Source organism: Streptomyces sp. NPDC048507 (assembly GCF_043199995.1).
GTDB lineage: Bacteria > Actinomycetota > Actinomycetes > Streptomycetales > Streptomycetaceae > Streptomyces.
Genome location: NZ_JBICWZ010000006.1, coordinates 395,631 through 417,405, shown reverse-complemented (window position 1 = coordinate 417,405; position 21,775 = coordinate 395,631). Strand labels below are relative to the sequence as shown.

The 21,775-nt window shown below is 75.2% G+C and carries 19 protein-coding genes; 7 read left to right on the top strand and 12 right to left on the bottom strand.

The genetic code is table 11. The annotated features are described in order from the left end of the window. Positions 1–3: 3 nt before the first annotated feature. Both ACGFXC_RS19885 and ACGFXC_RS19880 read right to left on the bottom strand, forming a co-directional pair. Positions 4–666 (bottom strand): acetate uptake transporter, encoded by a 663-nt coding sequence (locus ACGFXC_RS19885; protein WP_393714460.1) that lies wholly within the window; start codon positions 664–666, stop codon positions 4–6. Next, positions 663–1,784 (bottom strand): DUF3533 domain-containing protein, encoded by a 1,122-nt coding sequence (locus tag ACGFXC_RS19880; protein ID WP_393714458.1) that lies wholly within the window; start codon positions 1,782–1,784, stop codon positions 663–665. Before ACGFXC_RS19880 ends, ACGFXC_RS19885 begins: the two co-directional genes overlap by 4 nt. A 144-nt stretch (positions 1,785–1,928) precedes the next feature. On the opposite strand from ACGFXC_RS19880, the gene ACGFXC_RS19875 reads away from it, so the two are divergent. Beyond that, positions 1,929–5,570 (top strand): DNA polymerase III subunit alpha, encoded by a 3,642-nt coding sequence (locus ACGFXC_RS19875; protein ID WP_393714456.1) that lies wholly within the window; start codon positions 1,929–1,931, stop codon positions 5,568–5,570. Further along, on the top strand, positions 5,567–6,574 hold the full coding sequence (locus ACGFXC_RS19870; RefSeq protein ID WP_393714454.1) for a hypothetical protein: 1,008 nt from the start codon (positions 5,567–5,569) through the stop codon (positions 6,572–6,574). Before ACGFXC_RS19875 ends, ACGFXC_RS19870 begins: the two co-directional genes overlap by 4 nt. Before the next feature lie 140 nt (positions 6,575–6,714). On the opposite strand, the gene ACGFXC_RS19865 is transcribed toward ACGFXC_RS19870, so the two are convergent. Next, the gene (locus ACGFXC_RS19865; RefSeq protein WP_393714452.1) at positions 6,715–7,827 is read right to left on the bottom strand and encodes an acyl-CoA dehydrogenase; all 1,113 of its coding nucleotides are present in this window, start codon (positions 7,825–7,827) and stop codon (positions 6,715–6,717) included. Between the two features lie 206 nt (positions 7,828–8,033). On the opposite strand from ACGFXC_RS19865, the gene ACGFXC_RS19860 reads away from it, so the two are divergent. Then, entirely contained in the window at positions 8,034–8,894 is an 861-nt protein-coding gene (locus tag ACGFXC_RS19860) for an esterase/lipase family protein (protein ID WP_393714450.1), read from the top strand. A gap of 32 nt (positions 8,895–8,926) precedes the next feature. Here the strand turns inward: ACGFXC_RS19860 and ACGFXC_RS19855 are convergent, their stop codons facing one another. The 3 genes from ACGFXC_RS19855 to ACGFXC_RS19845 all read right to left on the bottom strand — a co-directional run bounded on the left by ACGFXC_RS19855 (position 8,927) and on the right by ACGFXC_RS19845 (position 11,681). Next, the gene (locus tag ACGFXC_RS19855; RefSeq protein ID WP_393714601.1) at positions 8,927–9,994 is read right to left on the bottom strand and encodes a lytic polysaccharide monooxygenase; all 1,068 of its coding nucleotides are present in this window, start codon (positions 9,992–9,994) and stop codon (positions 8,927–8,929) included. A gap of 254 nt (positions 9,995–10,248) precedes the next feature. Continuing rightward, a complete protein-coding gene (locus ACGFXC_RS19850) occupies positions 10,249–10,731 on the bottom strand; it encodes a DUF402 domain-containing protein (RefSeq protein ID WP_393714449.1) in 483 nt (160 codons plus the stop codon). Next, the gene (locus ACGFXC_RS19845) at positions 10,728–11,681 is read right to left on the bottom strand and encodes a GNAT family N-acetyltransferase (protein WP_393714447.1); all 954 of its coding nucleotides are present in this window, start codon (positions 11,679–11,681) and stop codon (positions 10,728–10,730) included. Before ACGFXC_RS19845 ends, ACGFXC_RS19850 begins: the two co-directional genes overlap by 4 nt. Positions 11,682–11,745: 64 nt before the next feature. Between ACGFXC_RS19845 and ACGFXC_RS19840 the strand changes: the two genes are divergently transcribed. Next, positions 11,746–12,132: a GntR family transcriptional regulator gene (locus ACGFXC_RS19840; protein WP_393714445.1), complete on the top strand. Its 387-nt coding sequence runs from the start codon at positions 11,746–11,748 to the stop codon at positions 12,130–12,132. 25 nt (positions 12,133–12,157) lie between these two features. Here ACGFXC_RS19840 and ACGFXC_RS19835 read toward each other — a convergent pair whose 3' ends face one another. After that, entirely contained in the window at positions 12,158–13,255 is a 1,098-nt protein-coding gene (locus ACGFXC_RS19835; RefSeq protein WP_393714443.1) for a DUF5925 domain-containing protein, read from the bottom strand. A 199-nt stretch (positions 13,256–13,454) separates the two neighbouring features. Here ACGFXC_RS19835 and ACGFXC_RS19830 point away from each other — a divergent pair, with 199 nt between their 5' ends. Beyond that, positions 13,455–14,264 carry an SGNH/GDSL hydrolase family protein gene (locus ACGFXC_RS19830; RefSeq protein ID WP_393714441.1) on the top strand — a complete coding sequence of 270 codons (810 nt, stop codon included), beginning with the start codon at positions 13,455–13,457 and terminating at the stop codon, positions 14,262–14,264. 18 nt (positions 14,265–14,282) lie between these two features. On the opposite strand, the gene ACGFXC_RS19825 is transcribed toward ACGFXC_RS19830, so the two are convergent. Continuing rightward, entirely contained in the window at positions 14,283–15,962 is a 1,680-nt protein-coding gene (locus ACGFXC_RS19825; protein WP_393714439.1) for a serine/threonine-protein kinase, read from the bottom strand. 270 nt (positions 15,963–16,232) lie between these two features. Between ACGFXC_RS19825 and ACGFXC_RS19820 the strand changes: the two genes are divergently transcribed. Then, positions 16,233–16,502, top strand: coding sequence for a hypothetical protein (locus tag ACGFXC_RS19820; protein WP_266578052.1), 270 nt, complete (start codon positions 16,233–16,235; stop codon positions 16,500–16,502). A gap of 126 nt (positions 16,503–16,628) precedes the next feature. Here the strand turns inward: ACGFXC_RS19820 and ACGFXC_RS19815 are convergent, their stop codons facing one another. Both ACGFXC_RS19815 and ACGFXC_RS19810 read right to left on the bottom strand, forming a co-directional pair. Then, complete coding sequence (locus tag ACGFXC_RS19815; protein WP_393714599.1) at positions 16,629–17,891, bottom strand: CaiB/BaiF CoA transferase family protein; 1,263 nt, start codon at positions 17,889–17,891, stop codon at positions 16,629–16,631. Positions 17,892–17,968: 77 nt separating this feature from the next. Next, positions 17,969–19,093 carry a type ISP restriction/modification enzyme gene (locus ACGFXC_RS19810; RefSeq protein WP_393714597.1) on the bottom strand — a complete coding sequence of 375 codons (1,125 nt, stop codon included), beginning with the start codon at positions 19,091–19,093 and terminating at the stop codon, positions 17,969–17,971. Positions 19,094–19,234: 141 nt separating this feature from the next. Between ACGFXC_RS19810 and ACGFXC_RS19805 the strand changes: the two genes are divergently transcribed. Beyond that, positions 19,235–19,405, top strand: coding sequence for a hypothetical protein (locus ACGFXC_RS19805; protein ID WP_393714437.1), 171 nt, complete (start codon positions 19,235–19,237; stop codon positions 19,403–19,405). Between the two features lie 40 nt (positions 19,406–19,445). Here the strand turns inward: ACGFXC_RS19805 and ACGFXC_RS19800 are convergent, their stop codons facing one another. Next, entirely contained in the window at positions 19,446–20,195 is a 750-nt protein-coding gene (locus ACGFXC_RS19800; protein ID WP_393714436.1) for a GntR family transcriptional regulator, read from the bottom strand. An 85-nt stretch (positions 20,196–20,280) separates the two neighbouring features. After that, the gene (gene hmgA / locus ACGFXC_RS19795) at positions 20,281–21,609 is read right to left on the bottom strand and encodes a homogentisate 1,2-dioxygenase (protein WP_393714434.1); all 1,329 of its coding nucleotides are present in this window, start codon (positions 21,607–21,609) and stop codon (positions 20,281–20,283) included. Positions 21,610–21,775: the final 166 nt, after the last annotated feature.

Genomic DNA, 21,775 nt, shown 5'->3' with positions numbered 1-21,775 from the left:
TGCTCACGCCTCGGGGTGCTCCTCGGGCGCCAGGAAGCGGCCCATCGGGAGCACCTGGCGCCCCCAGGTGCTGGCCATGATCTGCCCGGCCAGCAGGTACGTCGCCCCCAGCGCGGCCAGCAGACCGCTCCAGCCGGTGATCCGGTTCCAGAGCGTCGAGCCGGTGAACCCGCTGACCGTCATCGCGACGAACACCACCAGCACGCAGGTGAAGGTGGACAGCAGCACCAGGTGGATGCGCCAGCTGCCCAGCCACAGCACGAACACCACGAACACCCAGGGCAGCGTGAACAGGCCGCTGACGTCCCCGCGCAGCGCCGGATCGGTGGCCGGCAGCACCCACTGGAGCAGGCAGGCCTTCGCCATCCAGAACAGCCCGAAGCCGCCGAAGACGGTGGCGTGCCAGGTGTCGCCGCGCTGTGCCTGGAACAGCCCGGCCAGCAGCTGGGCCAGTCCGCCGATGAAGAAGCCGACCAGCGGCAGCACCGAGTGGCCGAGCTCCTCCGGGAAGATCCCCGCGTCGATGCCGGTGGCGATGACGGTGACCACGATGAAGCCGGTGAGGCCGAGCGCACCCAGCTGAGCCTGCGCGCTCGGCTCCATCCGCTTGACGGAGACGGCCTGTTCGGCGGGCCCCTGACGGTTGCGCAGGACGGGGTTGTTCACCGCACAGGGTCCTCGCCGCCGCCCGCGAAGCGGGGGACGGCCGGATCGCCGTCGGACAGCCCGCTGCCCACGGCCGCCCCCGGCCGGCCCCTGCGCACGACCGAGCAGGCCAGGGTGACGGCGGCGCCGCCCACCGCCCAGGCGGCCAGGACGAGCATCGGCCCGCGGGCGCCGTTGCCGTGGAAGTAGGCGATGGAGCGGGCGGCGTAGGTGCCGGCGCCCGGCGGCAGGGCCGGACCGATCGCGCTCCAGAACGGCGGCAGCAGCGGGTACGGGTAGGCGCCGCCCGCGCTCGGGTTGCCGAACACCACGACCAGCAGGATGGCCAGGCCGATCCCGACGACGCCCGCCAGCCCCTGGAAGGCCAGGGTGATCGCGCCGACGGCGAAGACGACCAGGGAGCCCAGGCCCCACAGGGCCATGAGGGAGCCGGGCAGCGCGTCCAGCACCGGGCCCGCGATGACCGCGCCGAGCAGCCCCGCGACGAGGGAGTACACGAGGAGCGCGCCGAGCCGGATGACGGCGCGGTGGATGTTGGCGGGCCGGGCCCCGGCGCTGATCGCGAGGATCGCGGCGCACAGGTAGCCGCCCACGCACCAGCCGACGACCAGGTAGAAGGAGCTCAGGCCGCGGCCGTCGCCCCGGGCGGCGGGGGCCACGTCGACGACGCGGACGCTGCGCCCCTGGGCCTTCTCGACCGCGCCGACGATCTCTTCCAGGGCCTGCGAGAGGGAGGCTCCGGCGCCGCCCGCGACGAGCAGCCGGTCGGTCGTGCCGGCCGGGTCGATGACCAGCGCCCCGTCGGCCTCCCGGTTCTGGATCCGGGTGACGGCGGCGACCTCGTTCTCCACCGCGCGGGGGGCGAGCGGTTTGCCGGGCAGGGCGCCCAGCTGCCGCACCGTCTGCTGGGTGACCTGGTCGGCCGGGGAGCTCACCGCGAGGGAGATCTCGTGCGGCTTCGGATGGTGGAAGGCCCCGATGTAGGAGGTGATGAAGGCCAGCTGGAGGGCCAGGACGCCCAGGACCAGCAGGGCTGCCCGGGCGGTCACGGCGTCCTTGACCTCGGTGAGGAATCCGCCGGACGGGCCCGCGGGGGTGCTCTCGGTGGGCTGGGTCATGCCCTCACGCTCGGCGCGGCGGGGGCCGGGCGCAGCAGGGGAGGACCGAATGGATGATCGAACAAGTGTTTCGCACGGGTATTCGAATTGCTCTATGGTGGAGGCGGGGGAGGTGTTGATCCGAGCGAAGCAGGAGGGCCGCGGGTGCCTGGTTTTACGCATCTGCACACCGTTTCGGGGTTCTCCGTACGGTACGGAGCCTCCCACCCCGAGCGGCTGGCGCAGCGCGCCGTCGAGCGGGGCATGGACGCCCTCGCCCTGACCGACCGCGACACCCTCGCCGGCGCGGTCCGGTTCGCCAAGGCCGCCGCGAAGGCCGGGATCCGGCCCCTGTTCGGAGTGGACCTCGCCGTACCTCCCGCCGGGTCGCCCGACGGGGCCGGGAAGGCGTCCGCCGCGTCCGGCGCCGGCGAGGCCTCCTACCGCAGGCGGGTCCCGGTCAGGGGCGGGGCCTTCGTCGACGAGTCCGCCCCCCGCGCCGTCTTCCTGGCCCGCGACGGGGCCGCCGGATGGGCCCGGCTGTGCCGGATGGTCACCGCCGCGCACGCGGGCGGCGGTGACCTCGCCCCGGGCTTCGACGGCGGCTCCGTCCCCTCTTCCGGCGACGGCGACGGCCCCGGCCCCGGCTCCGGCTTCCGACCGGGTACGGGCGGCGGCCCGGCCCGGACCGGCGGCGGGTCCCCGGTGGTGCCCTGGGAGGCCCTGGGCGGCGACGGGGTGTTCGTCCTGCTCGGCCCCGGCTCCGAAGTGGGCCGGGCGCTCGCCGCCGGACGCCCCGACCGGGCGGCCCGGCTGCTCGCGCCCTGGCGGGAGCTCTACGGGGACGCCCTGCGGCTGGAGGCCGTCCACCACGGCCGCACCGGCACCGGCCCCGGCTCCCTGCGGCTGGCCGCCCGCACCGTCGGCTTCGCCGCCGACCAGGGGGTGACGGCCGTCCTCACCAACGCCGTCCGCTACGCCGACCCCGGCCAGGGCCCGGTCGCCGACGTCCTCGACGCCGCCCGCCGGCTGGTCCCCGTCGACCCCAGGGGCCCCCTCGACGGCGGCGAACGCTGGCTCAAGGACCCCCGCCGCATGGCCGAGGCCGCCGACCGGATCGCCGAGGCCGCCGGACTGCGCCCCGCCGACGCCCGCCGCCTGCTCGCGCGCACCCGGGAGACCGCCGAGGCCTGCTCCGTCGACCCCGAGGACGACCTCGGCATCGGCTCCGTGCACTTCCCCGAGGCCCGCCTCGTCGGCGCCGCCCACCGCACCGCCCAGCGGGTCCTGACCTCCCGGGCCACGGCGGGCATGGTGCTGCGCGGCCACGCCGGCGACCCCGCGTACTGGACGCGGATGCACGACGAGCTCGACGTCATCGCCCACCACGGCTACGCCTCGTACTTCCTGACGGTCGCCCAGGTCGTGGACGACGTACGGGAGATGGGCATCCGGGTGGCCGCCCGCGGCTCCGGCGCCGGCTCCCTCGTCAACCACCTCCTCGGCATCGCGCACGCCGACCCCGTCGCCAACGGGCTGCTGATGGAACGCTTCCTGTCCAAGCGCCGCCGCGTGCTGCCCGACATCGACATCGACGTGGAGTCCGCCCGCCGGCTGGAGGTCTACCGGCGGATCATCGCCCGCTTCGGCGCCGAACGCGTCGCCACCGTCGCCATGCCCGAGACCTACCGGGTCCGCCACGCCGTCCGCGACGTCGGCGCCGCCCTCGCCATGGACCCCGCCACCGTCGACCGCCTCGCCAAGGCGTTCCCGCACATCCGCGCCCGCGACGCCCGCGCCGCGCTGGCGGAACTGCCCGAACTGCGCGGCGTGCGCGAGGACGTGCGGGGGGAGGCGTACGAGCGGATGTGGGACCTCGTCGAGTCCCTGGACGCACTGCCGCGCGGCACCGCCATGCACCCGTGCGGGGTCCTGCTCTCGGACGCCACCCTGCTCGCCCGCACCCCGGTGGTCCCCACCAGCGGCGAGGGCTTCCCCATGTCCCAGTTCGACAAGGAGGACGTGGAAGACCTCGGACTGCTCAAACTCGACGTCCTGGGCGTACGGATGCAGTCCGCGATGGCCCACGCGGTCGCCGAGGTCCGGCGGGCGACGGGACGCGCGCTCGACCTGGACGACCCGGCGCAGGTGCCGCCGGGCGACGGGCCGACGTACGAACTGATCCGCTCCGCCGAGACGCTGGGCTGCTTCCAGATCGAATCCCCGGGCCAGCGCGACCTGGTGGGACGGCTCCAGCCCGCCACCTTCCACGACCTCGTCGTCGACATCTCCCTCTTCCGGCCCGGCCCGGTGGCCGCCGACATGGTGCGCCCCTTCATCGAGGCCCGGCACGGGCGGGCCCCCGTCCGCTTCCCGCACCCCGACCTCGCCGACGCGCTGCGAGAGACCTACGGCGTCGTCGTCTTCCACGAGCAGATCATCGAGATCGTGCACGTCATGACCGGCTGCGGCCGGGACGAGGCCGACCGGGTCCGGCGCGGACTCTCCGACCCGGACTCCCAGGGCCGGATCAAGGTCTGGTTCGCGGCGACGGCGGCCGCCCGCGGCTACGCGGCGGAGGTCATCGCCCGGACCTGGGAGATCGTCGAGGCCTTCGGCAGCTACGGCTTCTGCAAGGCGCACGCCGTGGCCTTCGCCGTGCCCACGTACCAGTCGGCCTGGCTCAAGGCCCACCACCCGGCCGCCTTCTACGCCGGTCTGCTCACCCACGACCCCGGGATGTACCCCAAGCGGCTGCTGCTGGCCGACGCCCGGCGCCGGGGCGTGCCGGTGCTGCCGCTGGACGTGAACCGCTCGGCGGTCGCCCATCGCATCGAACTGGTGTCCGACGACACGGAGCGGTGGGGCCTGCGGCTCGCCCTCGCCGACGTCCACGGCATCAGCGGGGCCGAGGCCCTGCGCATCGAGGACGGACAGCCCTACACCTCGCTCCGCGACTTCTGGGACCGGGCCCACCCGGGCAGGCCGGTCGCCGAACGCCTCGCCCAGGTCGGCGCGCTGGACGCCTTCGGCGCCAACCGCCGGGACCTGCTCCTGCACGTCAGCGAACTGCACGGCGCCCAGCGCGCCGCCGGGACCCGGGGCGGCTCCCCGGGCGGAACCCAGCTGCCGCTGGGCGGCGGCCGCTCCACCGCCCCCGTCGGCCTGCCCGACCTCTCCGACGCCGAACGCCTCAGCGCCGAACTCGGCGTCCTCGGCATGGACGCCTCCCGCCACCTCATGGGGGACCACCACGCCTTCCTCACCGAACTCGGCGTCGTCCCGGCCCGCCGCCTGCGCGACGCCCCGCACGGCCGGACCGTCCTCGTCGCCGGCGCCAAGGCGGCCACCCAGACCCCGCCGATCCGATCCGGCAGGCGGGTCATCTTCACCACCCTCGACGACGGCACCGGCCTCGTCGACCTGGCCTTCTTCGACGACAGCCAGGAGGCGTGCGCCCACACCGTCTTCCACTCCTTCCTGCTCCTGGTACGGGGCGTCGTGCAGCGGCGCGGTCCGCAGAGCCTGAGCGTCGTCGGAGCGGCCGCCTGGAACCTCGCCGAACTCGCCGAACTGCGCGACCGCAGCGGCCTCGCCGCCGTCACCGCCCGCCTCACGGAACCCCCGGCGGCCGGACCCGCGCCGGACAGCGCCGGGCCGGACGGAGCCGGGCCCGCCGGCCACGGCCGTCGCATCCACCTCCCCACCGGCTACGAGATGAACCCGTGGGCCGACCTCCAGCCGCCCGGGGAGGGCGCCGCCACCGGCCGCAAGCTGTGGCACTCCAGTCCCGGGAGCGCCGGATGAACCGCTTCGGAACGGGAGTCCTGCACGTCCGCTGCGCCCCCGCCCTCACCCCCGAGGGCTACCGCGACGTCCTCGACCTGCTGCGCGAGTTCTCCCCGCTCGTCCAGGCCCTGCCACCGCGCGCCGCCCTCGTCCAGGTCCGGGGCGCCCAGCGGTACTTCGGCGCCGACCCCGCCCGCATCGCCGAGGTCGTCCGGCTGCGCGCCGTGGCCCGGCTCGGCACCGACGTCCGCATCGGCGTCGCGGGCACCTGGGCCCTGGCCGCCATGGCCTCCGCCCGGATCCCCGGACCCGGCGGCATCCTCGCCGTCCCCGAGGACGAGGCGGCCGGCTTCCTCGACCCGCTGCCCGTGGAGGCGCTGTACGGGCTCGGCCCCCGCCAGGCCGACGCCCTGCGCGGCTACGGACTGCGCACCGTCGGAGCCCTCACCCGGGTCCCGCCCGGCGTCCTGGAACGGATCCTCGGCAAACGCGCCGGCCGGGTCGTCGCCGAACGCGCCCGCGGCATCGACCCCCGCCCGGTCACCCCGCGCGACCTGCCGCCCTCGGCCGCCGTCCGGACCGGCTTCACCCGGCACGAACTCGACGGCCCGCACGCCCGCGCCGCCCTCCTGGACCTCGTCGTCCGGCTCGGCGCCGGGCTGCGCGGCCGCCGCCAGGCCGCCCGCTCCCTGTCCCTGACCCTCCAGTTCGCGGGCGGCACCCGCTGGGAGAAGTCCCGGCGGCTGCCCGAAGCCTCCGGGCACGACGAGGACCTGCGCACCCTCGCCTACCGCCTCATGGACGCCGCCGGCCTGCAACGGGCCCGGCTCACCGGCATGGTGCTGCGCGCGGAGGACCTCACCGGCGCGGCCGGCACGAGCCGCCAGCTCTCCCTCGACCCCGCCCGCGAAGCCCGCCTCACCGCCGAAGCCGCCATGGACCGCGCCAACACCCGCTTCGGCCCCGGAACCGTCCGCCCAGCGGCTGCCTTCCTGGGGGCTCCCTCGCCTCCGGGGCGCTGATTTTTTGGGGCTCCCTCGCCTCCGGGGCGCCGATGCCGGGCTCACGCCCCGTCCGTGCTCGGAAACCGCTCGTTCCTCGCGGTTTCCTGCGCGCGGACGGGGCGTTCCCCCGGCGCGCCCCTTCGGCTCGCTCGCCCCGGTCAGGTGTCCAGGTCGGGGAGCAGGCGGTGGGCCGTCGCCGTGCGCAGGGGGGTGGTCTGGGCCTGGATCAGGTGGAACTGCGCCTCCCGGGACAGCCGCCCCGCGGTGTGCCCGAACTGCACCGCCCGGCCGCCGGCCACGGCCACGCACGCCGCGGCCGCCCGCACCGCCAGGTCCAGGGACGCCGCCCGCAGGGCGAGCCGCTCCGCGGTGCCCTCCCCTGACGGGAGCCGGTCCCGCAGGCCGTAGGCCCCGGCACGCAGCCGGGCCGCCTTCCGCGCGAGCCGCAGGCCGAGTTCCTCGTACGGGGGCGAGTGGAGCAGGAAGTCCGCGGTGGCGCGGAGCTGCCCGAAGACGGCCGGCTGGGCGTCGGCGTTCTCCAGGTCGTACGCCCGGATCCAGTCGGCCCGCGGCAACCGCCCGACCACCCGGGCATCGGGCACCCGTACCCCGCGCAGCTCGACCGCGGCCGTGTGCGTACCGCCCATCGCCCACAGCGGGGCCCCCTCGGAGCCGCTCAGGCCGCTGCCGGGAGCACAGTCCAGCAGGGCGAACAGCGCCTCGTCGGCCGGGGTGAGCGCCCCCACGTACAGGGCGTCCGCCAGGCCCCAGCCCGTCACCCACGGCACCCGGCCCGTCAGCCGCCATCCGCCGGACACCCGCTCCGCCGTGACCGCCGGACGCGGATGGCGCAGGAAGGCGAAACCCGCCGTGGCGCGCCGCTCACCGCCGAGCAGCGCGGGCAGCCGGGCGGCGCGCAGGGCGGCACCGGCCGGGCCCCGCGCCGCCAGCAGCCCCTTGACGGCCGGGATGTGCTGCGTCCAGACGAACCACGTCGACGGGTCCACGGCCGCCAGCACCTCGTGCACTTCCCGGCCCACCTGACGGGCCGTGAGCCCGCCCGCCGGGTCCGGTTCGTATCCGGTCAGCCCGTACGCGCCGCACGCGGCGAGCGCGTCCAGGTGCGTACGCGGCACCCCGGCCGCGGCCGTGTGCTCGGCCTCCGGCCGCAGGACCCGTACCGCGGTCCGCGTGACGGCCGAGACCAGCGGGTCGGCCGTCAGGAGGGCGGGAGCGGCCAGGGCGGTACCGGCGCCGGGGGGCTGCTGCACGGCCTCGATCACCTCAAGTCCGGATTCGGGGGCGCCCATTGTTCCCGAGGAAGGCTGGAGCGGGACTCGACACGACAGTTTTTACCGACGCGTAACTTCCCAGTCTTGCTACCCGCCCGTAATTTAGCGGGCAGCAGCCCCCCTTGTGATCCGGATCACGGGACGAACCCCCACGCATTCCCCTTGACCCGCAAGGAGATCACACGATGCTGCCCTGGAGACGCCTGCTCCGCCCGCTGGCCGTCCTCACCCTCGCCGCCGCGGCCCTCGTCGCCCCCACCGGCGCCGCACAGGCCGCGTCCCGCCCCAGCAGCGGCTGGAACGACTGGTCCTGCAAACCCTCCGCCGCGCACCCGCGCCCCGTCGTCCTCGTCCACGGCACCTTCGGCAACTCCGTGGACAACTGGCTGGGCTTCGCCCCGTACCTGGTGCACCGCGGGTACTGCGTCTACTCCCTCGACTACGGACAGCTCCCCGGAGTGCCGCTCTTCAACGGCCTCGGCCCCATCGACGCGTCGGCCGGCCAGCTCCAGGTCTTCGTCGACAAGGTGCTCGCCTCCACCGGCACCGCCAAGGCCGACCTCGTCGGCCACTCCCAGGGCGGCATGATGCCGCGCTACTACCTCAAGTTCCTCGGCGGCGCCGCCAAGGTCAACGCGCTCGTCGGGATCGCCCCGGACAACCACGGCACCACCCTGTCCGGGCTGACCCAACTGCTCCCGTACTTCCCCGGCGCCCAGGACCTGATCAGCGCCGCCACCCCCGGACTGGCCGACCAGATCATCGGCTCCCCGTTCCAGAACAAGCTGAACGCGGGCGGCGACACCGTCCCCGGCGTGAAGTACACCGTGATCGCCACCCGGTACGACGAGGTCGTCACCCCCTACCGCAGCCAGTTCCTCGACGGGCCGAACGTGCGCAACGTCCTGCTCCAGGACCTGTGCGCGGTGGACCTCTCCGAGCACGTCACGATCGGGCTCACCGACCGGATCGCCTGGCACGAGGCGCTCAACGCCCTCGACCCGGCGCACGCCGAACGGACCACCTGCGCGTCGGTCTTCGACTGACGCGCGGGCGGTCCGGTCCGCCGGTCCGCCGGTCAGCGGCCGTGCCGGCCCGCCGCGGTCCGGCGGCGGGCCAGCGCGAACAGCACGGCCGCACCCGCCGCCAGCGCTCCGGCCCCGGCGATGGCGAGCGCCGGGGTGGCGCCGTTGCCGCCCGTCTCCGCGAGGTTGTCCCCCGTGAACCCGGCCGGGGAGGGCGAGGAGACCACGGAGGGGAGCGGCGAGCCGCCCGTCGAGCCGTTCGTCTTCGGGTCGTTGTCGCCGTGGCCGCCGTGCTCCACGGAGGACTTCCCGGCGCCGTCGGAGATCTGCTGGTCCGTCGGAGCCTTGGCCGGCGGGGCGCCGCCCCCGTCGGCCGCCGGGGCGGCGGGCGACCCCGAGGGCTTCGCGCCCGGCGCGGCCGAGGGCTTCGCGCCCGGTGCGGCGCCGCCCGGGGTGGCCCCCGTACTACCGCCGGCCGCCGCACCGTCCTTGCCGAACACCACGTCCGAGCAGGTGTAGAAGGCCTCCGGGCTGTCCGAGCGCTGCCAGATGCTGTAGACGAGGTGACGGCCCGTCTTCTTCGGGACGGTCCCGCTGAAGACGTAGTCGCCGTTCTGCATGCCGGGGTCCGTGACCTTCACGAAGGGCGCGGGCTCCAGGTCGGACCACTTCAGCGGCTTCGAGGGGTCGTAGCCGTCCCTCGTCACGTACAGCTCGAAGGAGCCCTTGTGCGGGGCGGTGCCCTTGTAGCGGAAGGTGTGCGCGCCGGCCGTCATCGGGCTGGCCGGCCAGTCCGCGCGCGCCAGGTCCAGCCCCTTGTACTTGCCGTTGCCCGCCGAGCACAGCTGACCGTCCGGGATCAGCTTCCTGCTCTGCCCGGCGGCGTTGGCGATGTTCACCGCGTTCCAGTCGTAGAACGCCTGCACCCCGCTCGTCGCCACGGCGGCCTTGCACGCCGCCGACTTCGGCGATTCCGGCCCCTCCGCGTAGCAGGCCGCCACCCGGCTGACCGGGTCCGTCATCGAACCGTGGGCCACCGCGGGCCCGGCGGCGTACGCGGCCACCGCGAGCGGGGCGAGACCGGCGGAGGCGATACGGACGGCGCTGCGACGACGGGACACGGGCATGGGTGGATCTCCTTCGGGCACACGGCAGGGGCACGCCGCAGGACGGAACCGGCCGGCCCGCCGCCGGCCCCCGAACCGGGGGCCCCGACAGTGCCCGGATCCCTCCCCGGCCCCGTCAAGCTAGCCCGCCGCCCGGTCCGCCGGGCCCGCTCCGGGCCCTCGCGGACGATCCTTAGGGTCCCTTTAAGGCGGCGGTAAGAGCCCCCTCAGGAAGGCGGCCTCCCGCCGCGCCCCGACGGGATCCGCCCTCAGCCGAGCAGCGCCGCCAGGCCCCGGGCCGACCGCGCCTGGGCGTCCAGGGTGTCGAGCGCGCGGACGGCCCGGGCGGCGGCCTCCGGGTCGGAGGTGGCGAGGCCGCTCGCCGCGAACTCGTCCTCGTCCAGGCGCAGCGCGGGCCCGCCGTCCGCGGGCACCCACAGGTCCAGGTCCAGGTCGTCGACGAGGATCTCGCCTTCGCGGACCAGCGCCGGGCGGGTCACGTCGCAGTACCAGCCCTTCAGGACGCCCGCGCCGCTCCACACCTCCTTGACCGCGAACCAGCGCGTCCGCCAGAAGTGCTCGACGAACACGTCGCCCGGCTCGAAGCGCACGAACCCGAAGTCCCGTACGCCCTCGGCCGCCCAGGGGGCGCGCACCGAGATGCGGTCGCCGTCGTCGGCAACCTGCACCGCCGGATAGCTGATCTTCGTGCGGCCGCCCTTGGTCAGGGTGACGGTCCATGCCGTGGTCATCGCGTGCCTCCCACTTTCTTCGTGAAGCGCGTCTCGGTCGCGCAGATCCGGTACCCGAAGCGGGCGTTGACGGCGAGCATCGGGTCGTTCCCGGTGTCGTTGCCGGTGAAGGCCTCCCGGTAGCCGGCCGCGCGGGCGCGGTGCAGGGAGTCGGTCTTGGCCAGCGTGGCCAGGCCGCGGCCGCGGTGGGCGCGCAGGGTGCCGGTCATCGCCGAGGCGTAGCGGGCGGCGCCGTCGGTCCGGGCGGCCGTGAAGGCGGCGACCGCACCGTCGACCAGGACGACCGTGGTCAGCGCGTGGTCCAGGGCCGGGTCGTGCCAGATCCCGTCCAGCCAGGCCCGGTAGTCGTCCAGCAGGGCCGGCAGGTCGCCCGGCTCGTCGGCGCTCACCTCGGCGTCGGCCTCGAACAGCGGGCGCGGGTCGGTGTCGAAGGCGGAGCCGGGGAGCAGTTCCACCCCGGCGGGAAGGACGCGGGGCAGCGGCGGCAGGGCGGCGGCCGCCAGGTCCAGGCGCAGGAAGTGCGCGGAGCGGCCGGGCCGGTAGCCGCGGCGCTCGGCGAAGGCGCGGTGGGCGGGCTCGTCGAGGACCCAGGCGTACGCGTCCACGGCGCCCCGCGCCACGAGGTGTTCCTCCGCCGTGCGCAGCAGCGCGGTCCCGGCGCCGAGACCGCGCCGCGCGGGGTCGACGTACACGTTGACGAACGACTGCCCGGGCCCGGTGTTCTCGTGGGCGAGGCCGACCTGCGCGGTGCCGGCCGCCCGGCCGTCCGGGGTCTCGGCGAGGAGCAGCCGGTAGTGCCTGGCGGCGGCGGGGGCCGAGGCCAGTTCGTGGGCCACGCCGGCGGCGGTGGTCACCACGAAGGGCAGCGCGGCGCGGCGCACCCGTACGACGGCCTCCGCGTCCGAGGGGTCGCCGGGCCGCAGGTCGCGGATCACAACGGGAACGGTCATGGGGCCGACGTTACGGTCGCGCACTCGTTCCTCGCCCGCGCATTGATGGGGCACAATCGGCCGCGTGACCTCGACCAGCCTCAGGATCAGGATCGACGGCTCGGCCGGCTCGGCCGCCTCGTACGAGCAGCTGCGCGCACAGATCGCGGACCGGGCCAGGACCGGGAAGCTCCCGGCGGGCTACAAGCTGCCGACGGTCCGGGGACTGGCGGAGGAACTGGGCCTGGCCGCCAACACGGTGGCCAAGGCCTACCGGGCGCTGGAGGCCGACGGGGTGATCGAGACGCGGGGCCGCAACGGCACGTTCGTCGCCGCCGCCGAGGGCTCGTCGCGGGAGGCGGCACAGGCCGCCCAGGCGTACGCGGAACGTGCCCACCGGCTCGGCCTGACCGAGGCCGAAGCCCTCGAAGCCGCGACCACCGCCCTGCGCGCCCGCTACGCCGCGGCGTAGGCCGTCCTCGGCCGGAAGAGACCGTCTAGAGGTACAGGCCCGCCTCGGAGTCGTGCGGCTGGAGGGGGAGGACCGCCGCCGGGCCCGTGCCGCGGCGCAGGGCGAAGAGCTCCGCCAGGGTCGCGCCCTCGCGGGCGATCCCCTCCGACGTGCCGAGCCACTCCACCGCCTCCGGCCGGGTCAGCGGGCCGACCTCGATGCGCGCCAGACAGCGCCCCGGGCGCACCACCGCGGGGTGGAGCCGTTCCAGGTCCTCGTTGGTGGTCACGCCGACCAGCACGTTGCGGCCCTGGCCCAGCAGGCCGTCCGTCAGGTTCAGCAGCCGGGACAGCGCCTGCCCGGCGGTGTGCCGGGCCTCGCCGCGGATCAGCTCGTCGCAGTCCTCCAGCAGCAGCAGCCGCCAGCGCCCCTTCGCGGAACCCTCGTCCTCCCCGATCGCGATGTCCATCAGGTAGCCCACGTCGTTGAACAGCCGCTCCGGGTCCAGGACGCAGTCCACCTGGCACCAGTCCCGCCAGGACCGGGCCAGTGTGCGCAGCGCCGAGGTCTTCCCCGTGCCGGGCGGGCCGTGGAGCAGCAGCAGCCGCCCCGCGATGTCGTCCGGCGTGACCTTCATCAGCCGGTCCATCGCCGATGCCACCGGCGCGGTGTAGTTGGGCCGCACCTCCTCCCACGTCCCCGCGGAGATCTGCCGGGTCGTGCGGTACGGGCCGCGGCGGGGGGAGACGTACCAGAAGCCCATCGTGACGTTGTCGGGCTGCGGCTCGGGCTCGTCCTGCGCCCCCTGCGTGGCCTCCTCGAGGACGCCCGCGGCGAGTTCGTCGCTGACGGCGGTGACGGTGACGTCGGCGCCCCGGCTCCAGCGGGACACGAGCAGGGTCCAGCCCTCGCCCTGGGCGAGGGTGGCGCTGCGGTCGGTGTCGCGCGCCGAGCGGAGCACCGTCGCGCGCGGCGGCAGCAGTGTCGCCTCCGGCTTCACCCGGTCGATCGTCACGCTCTGCGCGTACGGCTGCTCGCCGGTCGCGAACCGGCCGAGGAACAGGGCGTCGACGACATCCGACGGTGAGTCACTGTCGTCCACGTTCAGGCGAATCGGCAGCGCGTCCTGCGGGTCTGCTGGCATGGCGCCCATGATCCGGCACGATGTGCCCTCATGCACCCGTGTTTCGCCGGATCGGGTGGCCGCGTTCCCCCTTCAAACGCCGTGGGCGTGAAGATTCCGGCTCGACCCTGCCCCGAACATTCTTGGCATGGACACTTCCACAGAGGCGCGGCTGCTTGTACCACGGACTCAGGAGTAACCCCCACAAGGAGCCGCATCCATGAGCATCACACTGTCGCGCGCCGCAGCCCTCGCCTCCTCCCTGCTCCTCGCCGCCGGAGCCGCCCTCCTCGGAGCCGGCCAGGCGGCCGCCGCCCAGGCCGACTTCGGCTACGTGGCCCTCGGCGACTCGTACTCCTCCGGCGTCGGCGCCGGCAACTACGACGGCGCCAGCGGCGACTGCAAGCGCACCACCCGCGCCTACCCGGCCCTCTGGGCCGCCGCCCACTCCCCCCAGACCTTCTCCTTCGCCGCCTGCTCGGGCGCCCGTACGGGTGACGTCCTCTCCGGCCAGCTCGCCCCCCTCAACTCCGGCACCGACCTCGTCAGCATCACCATCGGCGGCAACGACGCCGGATTCGCCGACGTGATGACGACCTGTGTGCTCCAGTCCGAATCCACCTGCGTGGGCCGCGTCAACCAGGCGAAGGCGTACGTGGACTCCACCCTTCCCGGCCAGCTCGACCAGGTCTACAACGCCATCCACAGCCGGGCCCCCGGCGCCCACGTGGTCGTCCTCGGCTATCCCCGCTTCTACAAGCTGAACGGAAACTGCGTCACCGGCCTCACCGAGGGCGAACGCGGCGCCATCAACGGCGCGTCCGACTACCTCAACGCCGCCATCGCCAAGCGCGCCGCCGACCACGGCTTCACCTTCGCCCCGGTCGCGTCCACCTTCACCGGACACGAGATCTGCTCCGGCGACGCGTGGCTGCACAGCCTGAACTGGCTCAACATCGGCGAGTCGTACCACCCCACGGCCGCCGGACAGTCCGGCGGTTACCTGCCCGCCTTCACCAGCAAGGCCTGACGGCCGGCCGGCCGCCGCTCAGGGAACCGCCACCGGGGTCGGCGCCGCGGGCGCGCTCCCGCCCGGCGAGCCGGAAGGAACAGGGGAGGAGGCCCCGCCCGTCGGGGTCTCCTCCTCGCACGTCACGGAGAACTCCAGCCACGGAGAGGCCTTCTGTACGGGCCCGCGCACCTCCAGCCGGACCGCGTCGGCGGAGGTGCCCCCCGGCGCCGCGCCGGGCTCGGTGTGGTTCAGCTGGCGGGTGCGGGGCCCGTCCGCCTCGTACAGGATGCTCCGCCACTGCGGTTCGGGTGCGGAACCGCCGCGCGTGACCCAGCGGTACTCCACCACGGCGGGCGTGAGCGCCACTTCCAGCGTCCCCGTGAAGGCGGGCGCGCTCACCTCGGGCGGCGGGCAGGCTCCGGTGTAGGCGGCGCGCAGGGTGTGCACGTAGACGGTGACGTCCTGCACGGGCGTGGGACTCGCGGACGCCGAGGGCGTGGGCGTGGGGCTGGGCGTGGGGGTGGGCGAGCCGGAGGCCGGGGACGGACCGGACCCCGCCGCGGGCGCCGACGCCGACGCCGGAGCGGAGCCGGCGGCCCCGGCCGACGTCCCGCCGCCGGAACCGGTCCCGCGCACCAGGAGCCACACCAGCAGGGCCAGGACCAACAGCAGCGCCACGACCCCGACGGTCAGCACCAGCCCGGCCCGCCCCGGCTCCTGTGCCGAGGCACGGGGGCCGGGCCCGCCGCCGGTGACGGGCAGCGGCAGCGGCGGGGTCTGCGCGCGGGGTGCGGGGGGCGTCTCCCCCCGGGGCAGGACGGCCGTCGGGGCCTCGGAGCCCGCCACCGCCGCGCCGGGCGCGCGCACGGTGCCGCCCGCGCCGATGATCCGCAGCATCCGGGCCGCCTCCGCCGCCGTCAGCCGCTCCTGCGGATCCTTCTGCAACAACCCCTCCAGTACGGGTTCCAGCGCGCCGGCCCGGCGCGGCGGCGGCAGCTCCCCGTCCACCACTGCCCGCAGCGTGGACAGCGGGGTGTCCCGCCGGAACGGGGTGACCCCCTCCACGGCGGCGTACAGCATCACCCCGAGCGACCACAGGTCCGACTCCGGCCCCGGCTCCCGTCCCAACGCGCGCTCCGGCGCGAGGAACTCGGGGGAGCCGACCACTTCGCCGGTCATCGTGATCGCCGACGACCCCTCCAGGCTCGCGATCCCGAAGTCGCTCAGCACCACCCGCCCGTCATTGGCGACCAGCACGTTGGCGGGCTTCACGTCCCGGTGCAGCACCCCCACCCCGTGCGCGGAGCGCAGTGCGGCCAGCACCTGCTCGCCGAGGTGCGCGGCCCGCTGCGGTTCCATCGGGCCCTCGCCCTCCAGCACCTCCGCCAGCGAGAGCCCGCGCACCAGTTCCATGACGATCCAGGGGCGCCCGTCCTCGGCCGCCACGTCGTAGACGGTGACCACCCCGCGGTGCGAGATCCGGGCGGCCGCCCAGGCCTCCCGCTCCAGGCGCCGGTACATCCGCGCCACGTCGGCCGCGTCCAGGCCGGCCGGTGCCCGCACCTCCTTGACCGCGACCTCACGGCCGAGCACCTCGTCCCGGGCCCGCCAGACCACGCCCATGCCGCCGCGGCCCAGCGGGCCGAGCAGCCGGTACCGTCCGGCGACGACACGCGCGGCCGCGCCGTCCTCGTTCGCGACTTCGTTCCCACGCACGCCTACCCCCAAGCGTCACCGGGCGATCACTCCAAGTTAGCGCAGTGCGCGCCCGGTGGCCCCTGTCGTGACGGCACTCTCCGGACGTCCTCACGGAGCGTGCGCCACGTCGGCCCGATTGTGCGGAGAGTGACGGGCGACTCCGCTGGGTAATCGTCAACTACCCGTAACTACAGGGGTAATTCACACCACCGGGATACCCGAGTGTGACGCCGGGGCGATAGGGTTACCCTGCCCGGGCCGGGTGCCCTCGTACGGGTGGGGAGAGACATGGAACAGATAGCAATGCGCAGCAGGCCGCCCCGCGTGCCTGCCATCACCTGCGGCAGCAGCGCGGTCAGCTCGCGCCTCGACCGCCATCTCGCCGTGCTGGGCGGTCCCGCCGTCCCGCACCACGAGACGGCCGAGGCGACCCTGCTGATGCGCGAGCTCACCTCCCGCGACCACACGCACGTCCAGCGGAGCCGGAGCGCGCGCGTCGCGCTGTTCGCCCCGCTGCGCAGGCTGCGTCGCACGCTCTTCGGCAGCCGCCGCTCGTAACTGCCCCCGCGGCGCGGCCGGTCCGGCCCGGCCGCACCCCGGCCCCCGTCTCCCCTCCGGCGCCGGCGGGTCCTTCCGGTGTCGCCGGAGCCCCCCGGTGGCGCCGGAAACCCCGGACCCCCGGCCTCAGGCGATCACACCGTCCCGGCGCAGTGCCGCGATCTGCGCGCCCGTCATCCCCAGGGCGCGCAGCACGGTGTCGGTGTGTTCGCCCAGCGCGGGCACCGCGCCCATCCGCGCCTCCGGGCCGCCCGGCAGTCCGATCGGCGGCAGCAGCGCCCGCAGCGGGCCCGCCGGCGAACCCACCTGCCGCCAGCGGTCCCGTGCCGCCAGCTGCGGGTGCCCGGCCAGCCGCGCCACCGAGTTGAGCCGCGCGCACGCGATCCCGGCCGCCTCCAGCCGCCCGATCGCCTCGTCCGCCCCGAGCCGGCCGAGGGCCTCGGCCACCACCGCGTCCGTCTTCTCCCGCCCCCGGGTGCGGGCCGCGTTCGTCGCGTAGGCCGGGTCGTGCGCGAGGTCGGGCCGCTCCAGCACCTGCCCGGCCAGGCGCCGCCACTCCCGGTCGTTCTGCACCGAGAGCAGTACGCGGTCCCCGTCGGCCGTCGCGTAGGCGTCGTAGGGCGCGATCACGGCGTGCGCGAGGCCCGTCCGTACGGGTTGTTCCCCGCCGTGCATGGTGTGGTGCAGCGGATGGCCCATCCACTCGGCGAGCGCGTCCAGCATCGACACCTCCACCGGCCCGCCGCGCCCGGTCGTCCCCCGGCGCAGGAGGGCGGCGAGCACCCCGGAGAAGGCGTACATGGCCGCGGCGATGTCGGCCGCCGGGATCCCCGCCTTCACGGGCGTCTGCGGGGTGCCGGTCACCGAGACCAGGCCGGCCTCGCACTGCACGAGCATGTCGTACGCGCGCTTGTGGGCGTACGGGCCCTCGGGTCCGTAGCCGGAGACGTCCACCGCGACCAGTCGCGGATAGCGTGCGCACAGGGCGGCCGCGTCGAGCCCGAGCCGGGCGGCGGCCCCCTGCGCGAGGTTCTGGACGAAGACGTCCGCACCGTCCAGCAGCCGGTGCAGTGCCGCCAGCCCGCGCGGGTCCTTCAGGTCGAGCGCGACGGACTCCTTGCCGCGATTGGCCCACACGAAGTGCGAGGCCAGGCCCTGGGCGGCGGTGTCGTAGGCGCGGGCGAAGTCGCCGCCGTCGGGGCGCTCCACCTTGACGACCCGGGCGCCGAGGTCGGCGAGCTGGCGGGTGGCGAAGGGCGCGGAGACGGCCTGTTCGACGGCGACGACGGTGATCCCGGCGAGGGGGAGGGGGAGCTGGGGCGGCGGCGGGGGCGGGGGCGGGAGCGGAAGGGCGTGCGGCTCGGCTCCGGAGGCGGCTTCGGTGTCCATGTCCATGCCCCGATCCCTATCCCGCCACCCCCCGCCCTGTCACCCCCCGCCCCCGCGCCCGCCGTGGCCGCGGCCGACTAGAGCAGCGCGAACTGGCCGCCCGGGCCCTCCTCGTGGTGGTCCAGCACCGAGGCCGGGCGCCGGGCCCAGTGCGGCGGCGGCAGCACCCCCGCCGCCGCGAGCGCGTCCGCGGTCAGCGAGGGGCCCGGGGCGAACGCCGCCCGCTCCGGGGCCAGATCGGCCAGCAGCGCCAGGGTCGTCACCAGGGCCGTCAGCTCCGAGGTCCAGGCCTGCGGCCACTCGGCGGGTCCGAGCGCCTCCAGCCCCCGCGCAGCGGGGTCGCGGTGCGCGTTCCGGGCGGCGAACCAGGACTCCAGCACGCGGGCGCCCTGGACCTCGTACTCCCAGGCCGCCGCCGGTACCGGGGAGACGACCCCGTCCCCGAGGAACAGCTCCGCGGTCTGCGGGTCGTGGCGGAGCTCCCGCGGCCAGGCCGTGACCGCCGCCCGGACGTACGGGCGCCGGCCGGCGGGCAGCCGGGGCGGCTCCCCGCCGCGCGCCCCGCGCAGCTGGACGGTCAGGAGGCGGTGGCCCAGCTCCAGCCCGGCCCGCCAGCGCTCCGGGTCCGCCGCGAGGGGGACCTCGTGACCGCGCGGACCCGGCCGGCCCGCGGCGAGGATCCAGCACAGCACGTCCTCGGGGGTGACCCAGCCGCCGTGGCGGGCCCCCAGCAGCGGCAGCAGCCCCGGCGCCAGGTTCGGCTCCGCCCCGCCCGGGCGGCGGTGCAGGGGGCGGATCCGGCCGAGCCGGCCCGCCGGGAGGTGGGCGGTGACCAGGGGTTCCGGGGTGTCGGTGACGAACAGCTGCTGCGCGTCGAGGACCCGCCACAGCTCCGGGCGGGCCGCGTCGATGAGCCGCTGGTCGGGCAGCAGCCACTGCTCGTCGAAGGGTGCGCGGAGCACCCGTACGGGATCCGGGAAGGGGCCGGGCGCCTCGGAGAACCGGGCCGTGGCCGCCGTCCGCTGCCCCGGGAGGGCGGCCGCCCCGGCGGCGGGCGTACGGGTCCGGCTCGGGCGGAACAGCCGCTCCCGCTCGGGCCCTTCGGCGCCGGTCAGGGCCGTCCAGCGGGCCCGCAGGGTGGCCGGATCGGGCGCGGCCACCCAGTCCCTGCCCAGGCGCAGGCCGCCCACGGACCAGGGCATCAGATCGTCCAGCAGCGGTACGTCGTCGCTCACCCGGCAGATGGTAGCGACGGTCCGCCGGGCCCGGGCCGCGTCCCGGCCGAAGCGTTACGCTCCTTATGTACGCCTACGCACGCATCCGTACGGAACCGGGAGTCGGGCATGAGCCAGTACGACGAGTATTCGACGCCTTCGCAGGCCGAGGGCGAGCGCCTCGACGAGGACATGGACGACAAGCAGCGCGAGGAGCGGCATCCCCAGACGATGCGCACGACGCCCTCGCAGGCCGAGGGGGAGCGGGGCGCGGAGGAGCCGGGCGACCGCAGGCCCTGAGCGGGGCCGCGCGGCCCGGCCCCGCCGTACGGCTCCGGAATCAGGGCGCGTCGACCGTCACCGTGAAGGAGAAGCGGTCGCCCCGGTAGCGGATCCGCGCCACGTCGGCCACCCGCCCGTCCTCGTCGTACGTCACGCCCGTGTAGTGCAGGATCGGGCTCAGCAGCGGCACCTGGAGCAGCTCGGCCGTGACCGGGTCCGCCAGCCGCGCCTCGACGGTGTCGGTGATCCGGCTGATCCGGACCCCGACCACGTCGCGCAGCACCTTCGTCATCGGCCAGCGCACCAGATCGTCCAGCCGCACGGCGTCGGCGAACTCCGGGCGCACCGCGTTCTCCGCCCAGTTGGTCGGCTCCCCGCTCTCCCCGTCGTGCCGGAGCCTGCGGTACGTCACCACCTCGGGGGTGTCCGGAAAGTGCTCCAGGAGCTCCCCGGACACCGGGGTCCGCTCACGGCCGAGAACCGTCGTACGTTCGCCCGACTGCTGGGCGACGATCGCGTCGACCGACCCCAGCAGCCGCACGGGGGCGCTGCGCCGGGCGCCCGGCTCGATGAAGGTGCCGCGCCGCCGGTGCCGGCTGATCAGCCCCTCGCCCTCCAGCTCCTTGAGCGCCTGCCGCATCGTCAGGACGCTCACCCCGTAGTGCTCGGCGAGCTGCTCCTCGGTCGGCAGGCGCAGGGAGGCGTCCGGGGTGCGTCCGAGTATGGAGGCGCGCAAGGACTGGGACACCTGGTACCAGAGGGGCAGTTTCCGGTTCAGCACGAGGGAGTCGGGGGCGAAGGCGGTCACGGGTGGTTCTCCGAACGGCGGCAGGCTGGAGCGCGGGCGGCGGCGCGCGCACGTCGTGTTCCCGCCGTGCCCGCGCATGCGCATGTTAGGCGCGGAAGTGGCGCTGGAGACCCTCCCAGACGTCGTCGTATCCGCGCTGGAGGTGGTCCGCACCGGCCGCCTGGGGGGTGGCGGTGATCGGCCAGCGGGTTTCGAACATGAAGGCCAGGCCGTCGTCGATCTTCTGCGGCTTGAGCTCGGCGGCGCTGGCCCGGTCGAAGGTCTCCCGGTCGGGGCCGTGCGCGGACATCATGTTGTGCAGCGAACCGCCACCGGGGACGAAGCCCTCCGCCTTGGCGTCGTAGGCACCCTCGATCAGGCCCATGTACTCGCTCATCACGTTGCGGTGGAAGTACGGGGGCCGGAAGGTGTCCTCGCCGACGAGCCAGCGCGGCGCGAACACCACGAAGTCCACTCCCGCCAGTCCCGGCGTGTCGGAGGGCGCGGTCAGCACCGTGAAGATCGAGGGGTCGGGGTGGTCGTGGCTGATCGACCCGATGACGTTGAAGCGGCGCAGGTCGTACACGTACGGGACGTGCGTGCCGTGCCAGGCCACCACGTCCAGCGGGGAGTGGCCGTAGCTCGCGGACCAGAGGTTGCCGCAGAACTTGTTGACCACCTCGGTCGGGCGCTCCACGTCCTCGTACGCGGCCACCGGCGCCCGGAAGTCACGGGCGGCCGCGAGGCCGTTGGCGCCGATCGGGCCCAGGTCGGGCAGCTCGAAGGGCCGGCCGTAGTTCTCGCAGACGTATCCGCGGGCGGGGCCGGCGCCGGTGTCGCCGTCCAGCAGCTCCACGCGGAAGCGGACGCCGCGCGGGATCAGGGCCACCTCGCCGGGGCCGACGGCGAGCAGACCGAACTCGGTGCGCAGCAGCAGGCCGCCGCGTTCCGGGACGATCAAAAGCTCGCCGTCCGAGTCGCTGAACACCCGGTCCGTCATGGAGGCGTTGGCGGCGTAGAGGTGGATGGCCATGCCGGTGCGCTGCGCGGCGTCGCCATTGCCGCCCAGGGTCCACAGCCCGGCCAGGAAGTCGGTGCCGGGCGCCGGGTCGGGCAGCGGGTTCCAGCGCAGCCGGTTGGGGTCGGGGACCGCCTCGGTGAAGGGCGCGGTCCGCAGGGCGCCGTTGTCGGTGCGCACGAAGGCCGGGTGCGCGGCCGAGGGGCGGATCCGGTACAGCCACGAGCGGCGGTTGTGGCGGCGGGGCTCGGTGAACGCGCTGCCGCTGAGCTGCTCCGCGTACAGGCCGAGGGGGGCGCGCTGGGGGGAGTTGCGGCCGTGGGGGAGTGCGCCGGGCACGGCCTCCGAGCTGTGCTCGTTGCCGAAGCCGGTGAGGTACTCCAGCTCCTCCGCCGTCTTCCTGGCCTGCTCACTCATGGGCTGCTCCCGTTCCGTCGAAGGAATCCTATGGCTGACAGTAGGATTCCGCGCGCCGCCCGTCAACGCCGTCCGGCGGCCGCGTGGCCGAATCCGCCGGGGCGGCGATCCCGGCGCGTGCCACCGGATCGCCGCACGGGGGGATCCCAAAAGATGAACAATGCTC